General features: G+C 61.7%; 20 protein-coding genes. 7 read left to right on the forward strand and 13 right to left on the reverse strand.

The genetic code is table 11. The features are described from left to right. The 4 genes from FHT78_RS00005 to FHT78_RS00020 all read right to left on the reverse strand — a co-directional run. A partial coding sequence (locus tag FHT78_RS00005; RefSeq protein ID WP_183738773.1) for a porin occupies positions 1–156 on the reverse strand: 156 nt, incomplete at its 3' end. A gap of 857 nt (positions 157–1,013) precedes the next feature. Then, complete coding sequence (locus tag FHT78_RS00010) at positions 1,014–1,502, reverse strand: Lrp/AsnC family transcriptional regulator (protein ID WP_113301461.1); 489 nt, start codon at positions 1,500–1,502, stop codon at positions 1,014–1,016. A 70-nt stretch (positions 1,503–1,572) separates the two neighbouring features. Continuing rightward, complete coding sequence (locus FHT78_RS00015; RefSeq protein WP_183738776.1) at positions 1,573–2,214, reverse strand: uracil-DNA glycosylase family protein; 642 nt, start codon at positions 2,212–2,214, stop codon at positions 1,573–1,575. Further along, positions 2,211–2,759 (reverse strand): thermonuclease family protein, encoded by a 549-nt coding sequence (locus FHT78_RS00020; RefSeq protein ID WP_183738779.1) that lies wholly within the window; start codon positions 2,757–2,759, stop codon positions 2,211–2,213. The genes FHT78_RS00015 and FHT78_RS00020 overlap by 4 nt, the downstream gene beginning before the upstream one ends. Before the next feature lie 106 nt (positions 2,760–2,865). Here FHT78_RS00020 and FHT78_RS00025 point away from each other — a divergent pair, with 106 nt between their 5' ends. After that, entirely contained in the window at positions 2,866–4,401 is a 1,536-nt protein-coding gene (locus tag FHT78_RS00025) for a HAMP domain-containing sensor histidine kinase (protein ID WP_183741759.1), read from the forward strand. A 13-nt stretch (positions 4,402–4,414) separates the two neighbouring features. On the opposite strand, the gene FHT78_RS00030 is transcribed toward FHT78_RS00025, so the two are convergent. Further along, positions 4,415–4,795, reverse strand: a complete 381-nt coding sequence (locus FHT78_RS00030) for a diacylglycerol kinase (RefSeq protein WP_183738782.1) — start codon at positions 4,793–4,795, stop codon at positions 4,415–4,417. Positions 4,796–4,919: 124 nt separating this feature from the next. Beyond that, positions 4,920–5,936, reverse strand: coding sequence for a nicotinate-nucleotide--dimethylbenzimidazole phosphoribosyltransferase (gene cobT, locus FHT78_RS00035; protein ID WP_183738785.1), 1,017 nt, complete (start codon positions 5,934–5,936; stop codon positions 4,920–4,922). A 173-nt stretch (positions 5,937–6,109) separates the two neighbouring features. Here cobT and FHT78_RS00040 point away from each other — a divergent pair, with 173 nt between their 5' ends. The 4 genes from FHT78_RS00040 to FHT78_RS00055 all read left to right on the forward strand — a co-directional run bounded on the left by FHT78_RS00040 (position 6,110) and on the right by FHT78_RS00055 (position 8,721). Next, complete coding sequence (locus FHT78_RS00040) at positions 6,110–6,889, forward strand: adenosylcobinamide-GDP ribazoletransferase (protein WP_246715010.1); 780 nt, start codon at positions 6,110–6,112, stop codon at positions 6,887–6,889. An 18-nt stretch (positions 6,890–6,907) separates the two neighbouring features. Further along, positions 6,908–7,105, forward strand: coding sequence for a DUF1289 domain-containing protein (locus FHT78_RS00045; protein ID WP_183738791.1), 198 nt, complete (start codon positions 6,908–6,910; stop codon positions 7,103–7,105). Next, positions 7,102–7,803, forward strand: a complete 702-nt coding sequence (locus FHT78_RS00050) for a TIGR02281 family clan AA aspartic protease (RefSeq protein WP_183738794.1) — start codon at positions 7,102–7,104, stop codon at positions 7,801–7,803. The genes FHT78_RS00045 and FHT78_RS00050 overlap by 4 nt, the downstream gene beginning before the upstream one ends. Before the next feature lie 78 nt (positions 7,804–7,881). Next, the gene (locus FHT78_RS00055; protein WP_183738797.1) at positions 7,882–8,721 is read left to right on the forward strand and encodes an NAD(P)-dependent oxidoreductase; all 840 of its coding nucleotides are present in this window, start codon (positions 7,882–7,884) and stop codon (positions 8,719–8,721) included. A 5-nt stretch (positions 8,722–8,726) separates the two neighbouring features. Here FHT78_RS00055 and FHT78_RS00060 read toward each other — a convergent pair whose 3' ends face one another. Beyond that, positions 8,727–9,698 (reverse strand): alpha/beta hydrolase, encoded by a 972-nt coding sequence (locus tag FHT78_RS00060; RefSeq protein ID WP_183738800.1) that lies wholly within the window; start codon positions 9,696–9,698, stop codon positions 8,727–8,729. Between the two features lie 141 nt (positions 9,699–9,839). On the opposite strand from FHT78_RS00060, the gene FHT78_RS00065 reads away from it, so the two are divergent. After that, positions 9,840–10,259, forward strand: a complete 420-nt coding sequence (locus FHT78_RS00065; protein WP_183738803.1) for an Rrf2 family transcriptional regulator — start codon at positions 9,840–9,842, stop codon at positions 10,257–10,259. A 55-nt stretch (positions 10,260–10,314) separates the two neighbouring features. Here the strand turns inward: FHT78_RS00065 and FHT78_RS00070 are convergent, their stop codons facing one another. From FHT78_RS00070 to FHT78_RS00075, 3 genes are all read right to left on the reverse strand, one after another. Further along, positions 10,315–10,704, reverse strand: a complete 390-nt coding sequence (locus FHT78_RS00070; RefSeq protein ID WP_183738806.1) for a Rap1a/Tai family immunity protein — start codon at positions 10,702–10,704, stop codon at positions 10,315–10,317. Positions 10,705–10,852: 148 nt separating this feature from the next. Then, positions 10,853–10,984, reverse strand: coding sequence for a TetR family transcriptional regulator C-terminal domain-containing protein (locus tag FHT78_RS29585; RefSeq protein ID WP_281412832.1), 132 nt, complete (start codon positions 10,982–10,984; stop codon positions 10,853–10,855). A gap of 70 nt (positions 10,985–11,054) precedes the next feature. Continuing rightward, entirely contained in the window at positions 11,055–12,044 is a 990-nt protein-coding gene (locus FHT78_RS00075) for a squalene cyclase (RefSeq protein WP_183738809.1), read from the reverse strand. Between the two features lie 165 nt (positions 12,045–12,209). Here FHT78_RS00075 and FHT78_RS00080 point away from each other — a divergent pair, with 165 nt between their 5' ends. Next, positions 12,210–13,133 carry a LysR family transcriptional regulator gene (locus FHT78_RS00080; protein ID WP_183738811.1) on the forward strand — a complete coding sequence of 308 codons (924 nt, stop codon included), beginning with the start codon at positions 12,210–12,212 and terminating at the stop codon, positions 13,131–13,133. Here FHT78_RS00080 and FHT78_RS00085 read toward each other — a convergent pair. From FHT78_RS00085 to FHT78_RS00095, 3 genes are all read right to left on the reverse strand, one after another. After that, positions 13,096–13,833 (reverse strand): SDR family oxidoreductase, encoded by a 738-nt coding sequence (locus FHT78_RS00085; protein WP_183738813.1) that lies wholly within the window; start codon positions 13,831–13,833, stop codon positions 13,096–13,098. The two genes, FHT78_RS00080 and FHT78_RS00085, sit on opposite strands and share 38 nt — an antisense overlap. Before the next feature lie 115 nt (positions 13,834–13,948). Next, on the reverse strand, positions 13,949–15,346 hold the full coding sequence (gene chrA / locus FHT78_RS00090) for a chromate efflux transporter (protein ID WP_183738816.1): 1,398 nt from the start codon (positions 15,344–15,346) through the stop codon (positions 13,949–13,951). 1 nt (position 15,347) lies between these two features. Then, complete coding sequence (locus FHT78_RS00095; protein ID WP_183738818.1) at positions 15,348–16,163, reverse strand: sulfurtransferase/chromate resistance protein; 816 nt, start codon at positions 16,161–16,163, stop codon at positions 15,348–15,350. Positions 16,164–16,249 lie beyond the last annotated feature (86 nt).

The following is a 16,249-nucleotide window of genomic DNA, read 5'->3' on the forward strand; positions in this document are numbered from 1 at the left end:
GCCCGGGATGTAGAAGTAGCCGGTGCCGTAAGCGTCGCAGACGCGAACGTACTCAACCGGTTCCGGCTCGGCAGCGACGATTGCGTCTGCTGCGAGTACCGGGGTCGATGCAGCAAATGCTGCTGCCGACGCGAGCAATACCATCTTGATGTTCATTGTAGAATTCCACTCCTTTGTCGATCGGGGCTTTACCCTGTCTCCGAAGATCCAAAGCCGACCCGTTTGAACAGCCTCACGGCGTGCGGATCGATCGAACCGCCGAACGTTCATCCCACAGACATCAGACTGTAGCAATTCGTGAACGGCCCCCACCCGCAAACGCAGCATTCTTTCTGCGTAAAGCGTGGTTTTTATACAACAATTTCAATGAATTGGATAGGTGACGCACAAAAACCGCCGCGACAAGCAGCGGCTGTCGCAAGCGGTTGGATAATCCTCCCAAGGCATCGCGAAAGGGAGCAAGCTCAAACGCTTCGCGAAACAAGGGAACTGTAGCGCTGGCTAAGGACTATATAAAGATCGGAGATTGGGACATTGTGTCCTGAAATCGAACCTAATGGTGCAGATCGCGACCATTTGATCGACCTGAAGGCCCGCTGGGCGTTGTCTTATCAATCAAGATAGATACGCGCGTTGCCATTGGCCTAACGTTTTGGCCAAGAATCAAAAATAGCGCAGCGCGCGATATTGGGCTGCACGGACATTATCCAGATATCCCCTGGTCTCTGCCCGAATCAGCACTTGCGCCTCCCCAACGCCCAGGCCAACTCACGACCAGGGTGGCTTCGCACAGTTCCATGACAGGAAGATTACAATTTGGAAAGGTTTCGCGCTCGACGTCGAGATGTAGGTTCTTCGCGAGCACTCTGAGAAGTCACGGATGAACCCCTGAGTCTCCGCGGCTCGTCTGCGCAGATATGTCTCCAAGAGGAGCTTCTCCCCTCGTTAAAGCGGGCGCGATTCGCTCGCGCCTGTCTGAATTATACGCGCTTCATTGAAGGCGCCTGCCCGCCTCAGTCCTCGTTGGACTTGGCGTTTTCGATTAGCATGTAGTCAAGCGGCAGCTGCGTCGAATACTTGATCTGCTCCATCGCGAAGGCAGAAGACACATCCCGAATTTCGATCTTGGCGATCATGCGCTTGTAGAAGGCATCATAGGCGGCGATATCGGGCACGACGACGCGCAAAAGATAGTCGACATCGCCGCTCATGCGATAGAATTCGACCACTTCGGGGAACTCCGCCACGACCTCGGAGAAGCGGCGCAGCCATTCGATGGAATGGGTCGCGGTGCGGATCGACACGAAGACCGTGACCTTGGTGTTGACCTTTTCCGGATCGAGAATCGCTACCCGGCGCTTGATGACACCGTCTTCCTCCATTTTCTGGATACGCCGCCAGCATGGCGTCGTCGAAAGCCCGACCTTTTTGGCGAGGTCGGCGACGGCGAGCGTCGAGTCTTCCTGGAGCAGGCGCAGTATCTTTCGGTCGAGGCGATCCATGCGAAATTAAGTCCCTTTCGAATTATTTTCTTTGTATAGCGCGATTCCGGCCGACGAAAAGAATTTTGTTTCAGAAGACAAGCATTTTGATTCGCCGACGTAGCTCGGGAAGCAGTTCTTCCTCGAACCACGGATTCCGTTTGATCCAGCCGGTATTGCGCCAACTTGGATGCGGCAGCGGAAGAACAGCGGGCTTGCCTGGAAGAGTGAGGCTGTCGCGCCAGGCCCGCACCGTCTCTGTCATGTTTTCGCGCCGCATCGACCCCATATGCGAGGCCTGCGCATATCCGCCGACGGCAAGCACCAATTCGATCTGCGGCATGGCCGAAAGCACGCGGCCTCGCCAGACCGGCGCGCATTCCCGTCGCGGCGGCAGGTCGCTGCCCTTGGCGTCGTAACCCGGAAAGCAGAAGCCCATCGGTACGATCGCAAAGCGATCCCGGTCGTAGAAGGCCGGTCGGTCCACCTGAAGCCACTGCCGCAGCCGGTCGCCGGAGGCATCGTCGAACGGCAGCCCGCTTTCATGGACGCGGAGCCCCGGCGCCTGGCCCGCGATCAGGACACGGGCGCGCGTCGAAAGAACGGCAACCGGCCGAGGCTCATGCGGCAGGCGATCGTCAATGCCGCGGATCGGCGCGTCGCGGCAGATCCGGCAGGCGGCGATGGCCTGCCGTAAGGCCTCCAGCCCGTCATCGGGCTCACCATCAGTCATTCCCATCCTGTCCATTCGCCGATCAGCCGCCGCAGGCTGGAGCTTTCATGCCGTGCCTGATCCCTGACGTCGCGCGGCATTTCGAAACGACCTGCCCAAAGCCCGAGCTTTTGCACCCGCGCCTGCTCTTCCTCGTGCTGGTAGCCGCCATAGGAAACTGCCAAGCCCAAGGCTACCATGCGCGCATTGATATCGCCGGCGTTGCTGCGGCAGACGACCAGAAGCCGGTCGTAACGATCCCGCTCGCTTCCGCCGCATTGCGTGCCTTTGTCAGAAACCAGCTGCTGCAGACTGCGCTGGGCAAGTTTGCCGCAGGGCCAGTCTTGTCCTGCCCGCTCGCATGTCTGCGACAGTTCCGGTGCATCGATGCCCTTCAGCCGCATGCGCTGGCCCTCAAGAGCGAGGCTGTCGCCATCGACGGCATGGAAGGAACCCTGATGCTGGATGTCGGGCCTGTCGTTGAGCTTGGCCGCGATTAATGCAACGAAAACAAGAAAAGCCAGAGCGGTTGTACCGTCCCGGGTCAAGACAAGAAGCCGCGCCACGCTTTTGCCTCCTTCAAAAACAAACCCTTGGCAAAGATGGCAAACATCTTCTTAAGACTTTCCGGTTAAGCTCTTATTCATCTGCGGAACAAATTTCAACGTGCACATGAGTACCGGCGTCAGCACATCGACCGACAAGATCATTGTCGACAAATCGCGCGGCCACCGCAACAAGGCGGTCTCCAGGGCCGTACGGCAGACGCGCGAACGCCTGCAGTCCGGTCATACCTCCAGTGCTGCCTTCGATCGTGATGTGCTGCAGATGTATGTCACTGCCGTGCTGCAGGGCGCGGCGATCATGCCGCTTTTCGTCATCATCGTCGCAGCACTCGGCACCTATTTCGCCGAGGATGCGAGCCTGCTCTTCTGGGCGTTGCTGACGCTGACCTGCCATACAGCCAATATTCTTCTGGCACGCCACGCCAGGACGAAGGAAATAACGGCTGAAGCGGCGCGCCGTTGGCGCAACCTGTTGCTTACGGGCCAGTTCCTGATCGGCTGCTGCTGGGCGGTCTTTGCCCTGCAGGACTGCTCGGCCTGCGAACCTTCGAGCTTCACGCTCTATAAGGGTGCCACCCTTTTGATCGCACTGTCGGTCACGACCATGTCGAATTTCATGCTGACGCCCGCCGTGCTCGTCGGCTTTGCGCCCGCTGTCGTGGCGCTCGCCGCAAAAAGCGGCCTGTCGCGCGATATTCTGGAACTCTCCCTGGCCGGTGTCTTCACCGTGACGGTAGTCTTCTTCAATTATATCAGCGACCGGCTCTTCCAGTTCAGCCTGAAGATCCTTTCCTTCCAGTCGGAAAAGGACGATCTGATTGCCGAGCTGGAAGTGGCCAAATCCATGTCGGACGAGGCGCGCCGCCGTGCTGAGGAGGCAAATCTTGCCAAGTCTCGCTTCCTCGCCTCCATGTCGCATGAGCTGCGCACGCCGTTGAATGCCATACTCGGCTTTTCCGAGGTCATGTCGGCAGAGGTCATGGGTCCGCTCGCAAATCCCACCTATAAGGAATACGCCGGCGATATCCATCGCTCCGGCCAGCATCTGCTCGATCTCATCAACGAAATCCTGGACCTGTCACGCATCGAAGCCGGCAAATACGAGCTCAGCGAGGAGGCGGTCTCGCTGCTCGACATTACCGAGGACTGCATCGGCATGGTGCAACTTCGCGCCCGCGCCAAGAACATTACCATCCACGATCAGGTCGAGCGCCAGCTTCCGGCGATCTGGGCGGATGAGAAATCCATGCGTCAGGTCGTGCTCAACCTACTTTCCAATGCTGTGAAATTCACGCCTCAGGGTGGAGAAATCAACGTCAAGGTCGGCTGGACGGCCGGCGGCGGCCAGTACATCTCCATCAAGGATAATGGCCCCGGCATTCCCGAAGACGAAATCCCGGTCGTGCTGTCGGCCTTCGGCCAGGGCTCGATCGCCATCAAGAGCGCCGAACAAGGCACCGGCCTCGGCCTGCCGATCGTTCAGGCGATCCTTGCCAAGCATGACGGCCAGTTCATCCTGAAATCCAGGCTACGCGAAGGCACCGAAGTCATCGCCATCCTGCCGGCCAAGCGCGTGCTGCAGAGCATCCCGGCTGTGGAACAGGCTCAGCCGGTTGCCAAGAAACGCCGCAGCTTCGCTTAGTCCATCCTATAACTTAAAAGAACAGATGCCTGATGATGACGAAGCCGAGATAGAGGCTGCAGGCGGCGATCATGCAGGTCACGGCGAAGGAGCCGAGATCCTTGGCATGTTTGCCGACGATCGAAATCTCCGGTGAAATCCGGTCGATTACTTCCTCGACCGCCGTATTCATCGCTTCGATGGAAAAGAGCCCGAGGAAAAGCACCGTGGTGACGACGAATTCCGTGGCGTCAGCACCGACGAAGAAAAGCACGATCAGCGCCACGGCAAAGAAACCGATCTCCTGCCGGAAGGCCGCTTCCCTGAAGACCCGCAGGAAGCCGGCCCAGGAATAGCTGGCCGCTGCCACGAAATGGCGAAATCCCGTTTCCTTGATCACGGCAGGTCTCGTCAAAGGCGCCTCGTTTCCTCCAAGCCGGTCTTTTTGCCGACGCTTTCATGTATGAGCGAATACGCAGATACCGTTTCCCCGATCTCGGCGCAAGCAATGCGCTGGCAGGGTTGCGGTTTTGACCGTATCAATGTTTGCCGGAAACGCCGGCCTGGCTGAAGGTCGCCATGCCCGAATGGCAGGCGGCAGCCGCCTTGACGATGCCGGCAGCAAGCGCTGCCCCCGTGCCTTCGCCAAGCCGCATCCCGAGCGCCAGAAGCGGCGTCTTGCCGAGCTGTTCGATGGCGCGCAGATGTCCCGGTTCAGCCGAGACATGGCCGATCAGGCAGTGGTCGAGCGCAGACGGATTGGCCGCCCTGAGGATAGCGCCTGCGGCAGTTGCCGTATAACCGTCGATCAACACAGGAATACGCTCCATGCGCGCCGCAAGAATGGCGCCCGCCATCGCCGCGATCTCGCGACCGCCGAGCCGGCGCATGATTTCCAGGGGATCGTCGAGGTGATCGCTGTGCAGCTCGACGGCGCGCTCGACGGCATTGATCTTGCGCTCCAGCATCTCGCCTTCCGAACCGGTGCCGGGGCCGACCCAGTCGCGCGCCGTGCCGCCATAAAGCGCGTAGTTGATGGCGGCCGCAATCGTCGTGTTGCCGATGCCCATTTCGCCGATGCAGAGCAGGTCCGTGCCGCCGGCAATCGCTTCCATGCCGAAGGCCATGGTGGCGGCACAATCGCGCTCGGTCAGCGCCGGTTCCTGGGTGATGTCGCCGGTCGGGTACTCGAGCGCCAGATCGAAGACTTTTAGGCCGAGATCATAGGCGACGCAGATCTGGTTGATTGCCGCCCCGCCAGCCGCGAAATTCTCGACCATCTGCTGCGTGACTTCAGGCGGGAAAGGCGTGATCCCCTGCCGCACGACGCCATGATTGCCGGCGAAGATCGCCACCAGCGGCCGATTGACGGCGGGCGGCTTGCCCGTCCAGGCGGCGAGCCAGAAAGCGATCTCTTCCAGTCGTCCAAGCGCACCCGGCGGCTTCGTCAGCTGCGCGTCGCGTTCGCGGGCGGCGACCAGCGCGCGACCGTCCGGTCCCGGCAGGTCACGAAGAAGGGCGCGAAAATCGTCGAACGGCAGGCCTGAAACGCTCATCTGAATGGCTTTCCTTGTATTCTTGTCTTTTCCCGGCAAATCGGGTTCTTTGCGTCGCGACTCTCTTAAAGCGAGCGGCTCAGGCTCACAACTCAAAAAGCCCGAAGACGGCAGTCGTCCGAGAAGACCAAAACGCCGCAGGGGAGACGGGGGCCGCGAGAATGATTCCAGGAATGATAAAGGACATTGCAGTCGATGCCGCGCGCGCAGTGGCGTTCTTAAGCCGCATTCCCATGCCGCCATGGCTCTTTATCGGCGATGACGGCAAGATTGGCCGGCTGGTCCGTGTCTTCCCCGTGGCCGGGCTCGTTATCGGCGCCCTGCCCGCTCTCGTCTTCCTGCTGATGCTGGCATTTCACGCCGACCGCCTGATGGCCTCACTCGCAGCGCTCGCTGTGCAGACGATCCTGACCGGCGCACTGCACGAGGACGGGCTTGCAGATACCGCCGACGGTATCGGCGGCGGCAAATCCCGCGAGCAGAGCCTTGTTATCATGAAGGACAGCCGCATCGGCAGTTACGGCGCGATCGCCCTCATCCTTTCTTTCGCCCTGCGGGCCTCGGCACTTACCGCCATTGCACGTGAAGCATCGCCTTTTGCCGCAGCACTCGCCATTCCCTCCGTCGCCGCACTCAGCCGCGGGGCCATTGCCTGGCACTGGCAGCGCCTTCCCGCGGCAAAGCCGGATGGGCTCGCGGCCTCGACCGGCAGTCCCGCCGAGGTAGCCATGCAGATCGCCCTCGTCACCGCGGGTTTTATCACCGCCATCCTCGTCTGGCCGGCACTCGGTCTGCTGCCGTTGGTTTCGGCCCTTCTTGGCGCCGGTCTCTCGACGCTGGCCTTCACCTGGTTCATCCGCCGCAGGCTCGGCGGGCACACCGGCGACACGCTCGGCGCCACCCAGCAGATTTGCGAGGTCGCAGCCTTCTGCGCTCTTGCCATGGCGCTGTGAAATTACGATATATCGCCCATGCGAACACCATGCATCCGCGTATGCTCCTTGGATCCTCTCACCGGTCTTTGCGCCGGATGCGGCCGCACAACGGATGAAATTGCCGGATGGATGCGCTTCTCCGACAAGGAGCGCGAGACCATCATGGAAAACCTGCCCACCCGCCTCGCGGCACTCGCTGCCGAATCGACGAAAACCCTGGAGGCCATCGGTTGATGCGCCTCATTCTCCTGCTTGCCGTCATTGTCATCGGCCTTGCCGTCCTGCTCCTCAACAATGATCAGAGTCCCATCATGGGCCTTGAAAGCGATGATTTCGGCCGCTTCGTCTACCTGTTGCCAATCGCTCTGATGCTGACAGCCGGAATCTGGGGCAGCCGCCAGAATATCGGTCAGACCCTGCGCCAACTGATGATCTGGGTCGTCATCATCCTGGCGCTCGCCACTGCCTATCTCTACAGGCAGGACGCGATGGCCGTCGGCAACCGCCTGCTTGCCGGCCTCGTGCCCGGCCGCGCCGTGGTGGTTACGACCAGCGAAGGCGGACAGGAAGTCATCGTCCACAAGATGCTGAACGGCCATTTCGAGGCCGAGGTGTCGGTCAACGGCCAGTCCGTGCCGATGCTGGTCGATACCGGCGCCAGCATGGTGGCGCTCTCGCACGCCGACGCGCTGCGCATCGGCATAGACCCGAAGCAGCTCACCTATTCCATGACAGTGATGACCGCCAACGGTCGCGCACGCGCCGCCCCTGTTACCCTCGATCAGGTTGCGATCGGCCCGATCGTGCGCAGCAATGTCGCGGCATCCGTCGCCGAAGACGGCAGGCTCGACCAGAGCCTGCTCGGCATGAGTTTTCTTGAGACACTCGGCTCCTTGCAGATGCAGACGGATGAGTTAAGGATGCGGGACTAACAGCCGCATCCGCCTTGCGGCACGGATCCTCTAGCCCTAGTCTCTCCGCATCCCCGCCATAGAGGGTCACATCCACCAATGTCCATTACCATTGCATTGTTCGGCGCCGGGGCCATGGGCAGCGCCGTTGGCCGCCGCCTCGCCGAGTCCGGCGCCAAGGTCATCACTTTTCTCGACGGGCGCAGTGAAGCGACGATCGAACGCGCCCGCGCCGCGGGCCTCATCGCCACTCCGCTTTCGGCATTCGCCGAGGCCGATATCATTCTCTCCATCGTCCCGCCTGCCGAAGCGCAGAAGGTTGCGGATCTCATCGCTCCGGTGCTGCGCGACAGCGGCAAGAAACCGCCCTTCGTCGACCTCAATGCCATCAGCCCGAAGACCATGGAAAAGCTTGTGGCAGGCCTTGCTCCATCAGGCGTCAAGGTCCTCGACGGCTCGATCATCGGTGGCCCGCCGGTATCGGGCAAGGCCGGTCCGGTCGTCTGCCTCAGCGGCGATCTCGCCTGCGAGCCGGATTTGCTTTCCCGCTTCGGCCTGAAGATCCGCCCCATAAAAGGCCCGGTCGGAGCCGCCTCGGCTTTGAAGATGTGTTACGCCGGCATCAACAAGGGCATTACCGGCCTCTCTGCCGCCATGCTGCTTGCCGCCGCCCGCAACGGCGCCAGTGAGGCGCTGAAGGTGGAACTGGCCGAAAGCCAGGCCGAACATCTGAAGCGGCTGCGCCAGTCCATTCCGGACATGTTTCCGAAGGCCTATCGCTGGGTGGCGGAAATGGAGGAAATCTCCGAGTTTCTCGGAGCCGACGATCCCGCCGCCCTCGTCTTCAAGGGCATGGCAGGCGTCTTCCGGACCATTGCCGATGATCGCAGCCGGGAGTTGATCACCACGCTCGATGCGATGCTGGACGACGGGTATTAAACCGGTCACAGGCCCTGCGCGAAATCGATAATCGCGCGGCTGACGATCTCCGGCCGCTCCTGCGGCAGCCAATGGCCAGCACCGGGCACGAACTGCGTCGCCCTGAGGCCAGGCGCGAGCCCTGGCATCGCATCGATAATCTCCCGCATACCGGGGATGGTGAGGCCCATGTCGCGTTCGCCGATCATGAACAGCGAGGGAACCTCCACCTTCAGCCCCGCCAAAGCTTTCTGCAGTTCCCAGTTCCGGTCGAGGTTCCTGTAATAATTCAACCCGCCGCGAAAGCCTGACGCCTTGAATGCGTCGGCAAAGACGTCGAGCTCGGCTTGCGGCAGCCAATCAGGCAGCCTTTCCCCGTCGGGCAGATCAGCAAGAAGACCGGATGCGCGCGAGACCATGCCGAACGGATTGGGCGTTCCGTCGCCTGGCAGTCGCGGACCCGCCTCGCCGCCGGCAGCGCCATAGATCTTGCGCAGTGTGACATCCACATTCCGCTCGAATTCAGCTTCCGCCAGTCCAGGCTCCTGGAAATAGAGCACATAGAGCAGATGATCCGCTGTCGCCGGAAAGATTTTCGTCGGCGGCACGGGCGGTTGGCCGATGAGAGGCACGCTCATCGCGACAATGCCCCGGAACCTGTCCGGCCGCATCAGTGCGGCCTGCCAGGCAACCGTTGCACCCCAGTCGTTGCCAACGATAACAGCCTTTTCCTCACCAAGCGCATCGACGAGTGCCACCATGTCGGCCACGAGATCAAAGACTGTATAGGCGCCGGTCTCATCAGGGCTTTCCGTTCGGCCATAACCGCGCATATCGGGCGCCATGGCATGGAAGCCCGCCCCGGCAAGTGAAGTAATCTGATGGCGCCAGGCATGCGAGGTCTCTGGAAACCCGTGGCAGAGCAGCACCAGCGGCCCCTCGCCGGCTTCGGCAATGTTCATCCTCAACGTTGCGGTTTCAATCATGCGCTGCTGCATCGCTGCCTCCTCGACAACAGGCGCGCTCCGGAAAAAATGCACCCGGGCGCCATTGAATCTTTAATTCCGTATCTTTTTACGTTACAGAAAACAGGAGTCAATAGAGCGTAACACTATTTGTTACGCTATCGAGAGGCACAGATGCGACAAGACGGAAGACTGGCGCGGATGATCCACGTTCTCGTCCATATGGGATTGCTGGGCGGCCGGGAAACGAGTGAGCGCATCGCCCAGATGCTCAACACCAATCCTGTGGTCGTCCGCCGCACCATGGCCTCGCTGCGCCAATACGGCATCGTCGAATCGGAGGGCGGTCGCGGCGGCGGCTGGTCGCTGACGAGACCGCTTTCCGAGATTACCATTCTGGATGTGCAGCGCGCTCTGCAGGGCGAAACCATTCTGGATGCGCCGCTCTCAAACGATCACCCTTCCTGCCCGGTCGAGCGCGCCGCCAACGCCAAGCTGCAGCGCGCCTTTGCAAGCGCGGAGCAGACGCTTGAGCGGGAATTCCAGCAGGTGACGCTGGCCGAAATCGGCGAGATAGCCATGACTTCCGCCTAGGCTGAAAAGCGGGCGTGACTGGTGTCATCCTTGTCAGCAATGCCTGACGCCTGCCTTACCGACAGCCGTAGCTGCGGGAAACGACGGTCATCACCAGATCGTCGCCCTCGGCACTGCGAACGCCTGGATTCTCCTGCAGGAAGTGGCAGAGCATTTCGCCGATAATGATCGGTGTCGTGCCCGGCGGCAGGCAGATATTCCACCCGACCGAATGGCCGAGACGGGTTATGCTGACCATCGCCTGCGGATCCTCGGCCGCATCTGCGAACGCACGCCGCGCAAGAAACTCATCCCGGTTCCATTTGTCGAGCCAGCCGGAAACATAGCCGGTGACGAACTGCCGCGAACCGCCACAATCCGAAAAGAGAAGATCGCCGCTGGCATATTCCATCGGCGCCTTGGCCGAGACAGTCGCCAACAGGGTTGCAATGAGAATGCCCGGCATCTGATCCCTCGCCCGCATATCGATGCCGGAAACTTCAGCCCGAACATGTCGGAATTAAGCTGGAACTATTGCCGATCCATGACGTCGGAGAAGATGGTAAATGCCCGAATCGGAACTGAAATTCCTTGTTAATGGGGGTAAATAGCCTTCAATGCGACTTGCCTTGCAGCAGCACATCAAAGACCATCTGCTTGAATGTCTCGAGCGGCGCTCCGATGCGTTCTGCGCGCATACGTAGAAGCGCCCCTTCCCAGCCGTTGATGGACGAGTTCGAGGCCAGGGCTCTCGGCCTTCAGCACTCCGCCCTAAGCCATTCATTTCCCCTAATAAAGTCGGATGTCGCAGCAGCCTCACCCAGCGGCATGTTCAGCCTGCCGGCTATCCCACCATTTCAGCACCCTGAGCGCCCTGAGCGTCACCCAGCGGGAGGGTTCACCCTCGCCGTCATCCATTACAAACCAGGTCCGGCCGGAGACGCGCCAGTCGAGGGGCCAGCGACCATCTTCCAGTCGCCGCGATCGGAGGTATCTGATTGCCTCCTTCAGTCGCACATCAGGCGCAGCCCCGGTCAGCAAGCTTGAGGCGCGAAAATAATCGAGCCCCCGCAGCACATCGAAGCGCCAGCGGTTCGGGTGCAGGAACTGCATGAACTTCTCGTCGACCGGTTCGCCGGTGCTGAGCCGCCACATCAGGTGCCGCGCCAGCAGATAATCCTCCCCCGACCGTCTTGCCTCGCGCGATAGCTCCGTGCCGCCGGTTGCCCGCTCATATTCCAGAAGCCCCTCCAGTACATTGATCGTCGTGTGGAAGGAGGAGCGCAGCGAGCCATTCGCCCGCTCGCAGTTCCAGCCGCCGTCGGACTGCCGCTCGCCAAGCAATCTTTCGACGATCGGCGAGACATCGACGCCGAAATAGGCGCCGTCACCAACCGTGCGGCCATTGATGCATTCCTCCACCTCGCCCTCCCAGAAAGGCTGCCCGCCCTCGTCCCAGCGGCAATTGGCGCCGATGAGCGCGACGGTTCTCTTGGCGCTCTCGGAGTGCGGATCGAGCCCGAATTCGCGAAGCTGCGTCAACGAGAAATTCGTCGCCGTCCAGGGCTGGCCAGTCGCCTGCCATTCCTCGCGCGTGAAATCGCGGGGAAGGAAGGAACCGCCCGCCCATTGCCCATCGGCATCCTGAAAGGACAATAGCTTGGCACCCCACCCCTCCCGCTCGACCTTCTGCCGCTCGGCAGACCAGACGGGTTCGGGCGCGTCCAGAAGATCGCGCAGCACCTGCCAGCGGATAGCGGGATCGGAGGCGAGCAGCCAGTCGATCACGGATGTCTCAGATGGCATCGGCAGGTCTCCCTTTGTTGCGAAGACGGTTTAAAGTTTGGCCAAGCATGCGTCTGCCGTCAATATTGCGAGGCTCTACGCGAGGATCCCCCCGGAGACTCCCTCTGCGCATGGCAGCCTGATATAGGAGCGCCCATCCTTGCCATGGAGCGCACGGAGCTCGAGATGAACCCACGACAATTGAAAACCTTCCTTGCGGTCGCAAGGCATTGCAACTTCACCCGCGCGGCCAGCGAGGCGAACCTCGCCCAGTCGAGCCTCAGCGACCAGATGCAGGCGCTCGAAGAGGAATTGGGCGTTCAGCTTTTCGAACGCTCCCGGCAGGGCGTGACCCTGACACCGGCCGGTGACACGCTGAGGGCCTATGCCGAAGAAATCCTTGCCCTGAACGACGACGCAAGGACTGCAACCCGTACAGCAGCCGGTCTTGAGAAACAGGCTCTGACGATCGGTACGCTCGAAACCATTGCGGTGGAGAAACTCGCGCCCTTTCTGTCGCGATTTCGCAGGGTCCATGCCGATATCGCTCTGACGCTGAAGGTCGCCGGCAGCGGTGAATTGCAGGGGCGGCTAAGAGATGGCTCGATCGATATCGCCTTCACATTCGATCGCGGAGAACAGGACGAACGTTTCGCGACCCGTCTCGTCTCGCAGGAACCGCTGATGCTGATTGGAGGCCGCAATTCCACGGCCACGCCGCCCGAGAGCCTTGCAGATCTGAGCCGCCTGCCCTTCATCGCCACGGAACCCGGTTGCGTCTATCGCCGCCTGTTCGACACCGCCTTCGCCGAGGTAGGCATTGCCGCACCCGCTATCGTCACGCAAGCCGACAGCATCCAGACGATCATCCGCCTCGTTGCATCGGGCGCCGGTTACGGTCTTGTCCCGCGTCTAGCCGTCACCCCGGCCGTCGAGCGCGGCGATGTCCTGGAATTGCCCTGGCCGGGCGACACGCCCACCGCCTCGCTGATCTTGATATGGCGGCGCCGGCGTGTGCAGCCGCCTGCGCTCTCCATGTTGCTTTCCGCAGCAGTAGAGGAACTTCGGCCGGTCAAACCAGCCGATGCCCGCCTTCGACGTGCAGGATAGCGCCTGTGGTAAAACCGTTGCCGATCAGGAAGCGGATTGCATCGGCAATATCTTCGGCTCGGCCCACGCGGCCGACCGGCAGGCGCTTGGCCATCGCTTCCAGCGTCGCCTGTTTGGCGTCGCCGGCCACGAAACTCCAGATCGGCGTATCCACCCATCCCGGCGACACCGCGTTGACGCGCAGAGGCGCAAGCTCCACCGCAAGCGCCCGCACCAGCCCTTCCAGCGCCGCATTGACGGCCGCAACGACCGAACCGCGAGCCGCCGGCCGATAGGCCGCGACGCCTGACGTATAGGTGATCGAGCCAGACGGCGGCAGACAGGGCGCGCCGTATTTGGCAAGCAGCAGCGGCCCGTAGAATTTGCTCTCGACCACCCGCTGCGCCGCTAAAAGCTGCAGATCCGGCAGAAGCTGGTAAGCCCCTTCGATGTCCGCCGCCGTGCTGACGATATGATCGACCGGCCCGCAATCGCGAAAGAAGGCCGCGATCTCCTCCTCCCGCGCAAGATCGAGGGTGGCGGTCTTAAGATCGGAGGGATCACCGAGTTCCCGCCGCGCCGCTTCAAGCCTCTCCTCACTGCGCCCGGCAATCGTCACCCGCGCCCCCTCGGCCAGCAGCCGTCGCGCCAGCGCCAACCCCATGCCGGAACTACCGCCCACGATGATAATCTCTGCGCCTTCTATTCTGATCTCAGCCATCTGCATCTCCTTCTTGGCTGGGAGAGCAGATGCCTCGCTACGGACTGCAAGAAAAACGGAAGAAACCGATGACGCCATCGGTTTTTCCGATGATGCTGGCAAGGGCGGCGATGCCTCAGGTCGGCCAGAGCATCCCGGCGACGGCGCAGCCGAGCAGCACCGGAATGACCGCCAGCTTGAACCGGAAGATCGCGATTGCCGCCGCAAGGCTCAGCAATAGCGACGGCAGCGACAGCGACGTCCAGACGGGCAGCTCGATCGAGATGGATCCGATGCTGTAAACCCCGGCGCTCCGGAACAGGAAGTGCAGGCCGAACCAGATCGCGAGATTGAGGATGACGCCGACGACGGCCGCCGTGATGGCCGACATCGCGCCTGCCAGCGCGGCGTTGCCGCGCAGCTTCTCCACGAAGGGGGCGCCGAGGAAGATCCAGAGAAAACAGGGAACGAAGGTTACCCATGTCGTCAGTATGGCGGCGAGCGTGGCTGCCGTCATCGGACCGAGGCTGCCGGGATCGCGATAGGCCCCCATGAAGCCGACGAACTGGAGAACCATGATCAGCGGCCCGGGCGTCGTTTCCGCCATGCCCAGACCATCGAGCATCTCGGTGGGCGTCAGCCATCCGAAGCGCTGGACGGCTTCCTGCGCGACATAGGCAAGCACGGCGTAAGCGCCGCCGAATGTCACCATCGCCATCTTGCTGAAGAAAACCCCGATCTGCGTGAAGATATCGCCGGGGCCGAGGAAGAGATAGAGCAGCAGAAGCGGCAGCAGCCAGAGCACCAGCAGGACCGACGAGATCTTCAGCGACCAGCGGAGGTTCGGTCGCGCGTGATCAGGTATGTCTTCCCCGAGCAGCGCGTCTGCGTCGGACAGAACCGCGCCGCCGGCTGCCTTATGCCCGCCGCCGACCTGGAACAGGCGCGAGCCCGACTTCGATCCTAAGAAGCCGATGATGGCGGCCGCCAGGATGATGAGGGGAAAAGGCACATGCAGGACGAAGATCGCCAGGAAAGCGGCTGTCGCGATCCCGATCATCGCCCTGTTCTTCAGCGCACGGCCGCCGACCCTGACGACCGCCTGAATGACGACGGCAAGCACCGCCGCCTTCAGACCGAAGAACAGGCCTTCGACGGCATCGACGCTGCCGAGGGTCACGTAGAGATAGCTAAGCGCCAGGATGGATAGGAAACCCGGAAGCACGAACAGGATCCCAGCGACCAGGCCGCCGGCGGTCCGGTGCATCAGCCAGCCGATATAGATGGCCAGCTGCTGCGCCTCCGGCCCCGGAAGCAGCATGCAATAGTTCAGCGCATGCAGGAAGCGGTGCTCGCCAATCCACCTCTTCTCATCGACGACGATGCGGTGCATGACGGCGATCTGCCCAGCCGGTCCGCCGAAGCTGAGGGCTGCGACGCGCACCCAGACGCGAAAGGCCTCGCCAAAGGCGACGCCATGTGGGTTCGGCGGCGCCCCGCTATCGGGCGCCGCATGGGTGACGGCACTGTTCACGTCAGTTCCCCTTCTTCGCGGAAGGCCAGTTGTGGGTTTCGTCCGTGGCATCGCGGCACCAGCGGTAGAAGGCATCGTAGAGCAGCATGCCGGCATCCAGCTGCTTGAGGTCGTCGACGAACATACGTGACAAGCCGAGCGAGGCCGCCAGCAGCCCGGCGGCTTCGGGGGCAATATCCGGCCGGGCGGTATCGGCGCCGCGAACGATCGTTGCGAGCCTCGACAGCGGCCCCGACGTAAGGCCGAATTCCGCAACCATTACATCGAAGGTGCAGAGCTCGCCGCGATGGCTCCAGAAGACCTCTTCGATATCGAAAGGCACGGCGCCGAAGCGGTCGGCAATCAATAAGACGTCTGACGTAGGCACGAAAAGAAAAACCGCGGCGGGATCGACGAAGCGCCGGATGAGCCACGGACAGGCGATGCGGTCGATCTTCGGACGCGCACGTGTGACCCACACGGTCCGTCCCTGCCGGTCGCGCGGCGGCAGCCTGTCGACGGGCACGGCCACGCCGCCCGAGCCTATCCACGCTTCGAAGCCGCCTTCCAGCACCTCCGCAGCGCCGCCCGCATGGCGGATATGGGCGGCGACCCCATGGCTGAGCTTGCCGCCTGCCTGGCAGACGACGACCACCGGCCCGGCGAAGCCGGCCGCCCATTCGTCGATATTGGTATGGGATTTACGGATCGAGCCCGGCACGAGCCTCGGATCACGGGCGAAATCATCGTCGACGCGCACGTCGACGATGACAGGCGCATTGGGTGTGCCGACCATACGGTTCAATTTGTCTGAAGATATTTCGAGAAATGAAGGCATGACGCGTCCTCCGGTGTTCGGTTTCATGGACGCGATTCTTCGGCATGTCGCCTCGTGGGGTGATCGCAACCCCATATGGTTTTTAT

Origin of the sequence: Rhizobium sp. BK196 (assembly GCF_014193255.1) — a bacterium.
Classification (GTDB): domain Bacteria; phylum Pseudomonadota; class Alphaproteobacteria; order Rhizobiales; family Rhizobiaceae; genus Rhizobium.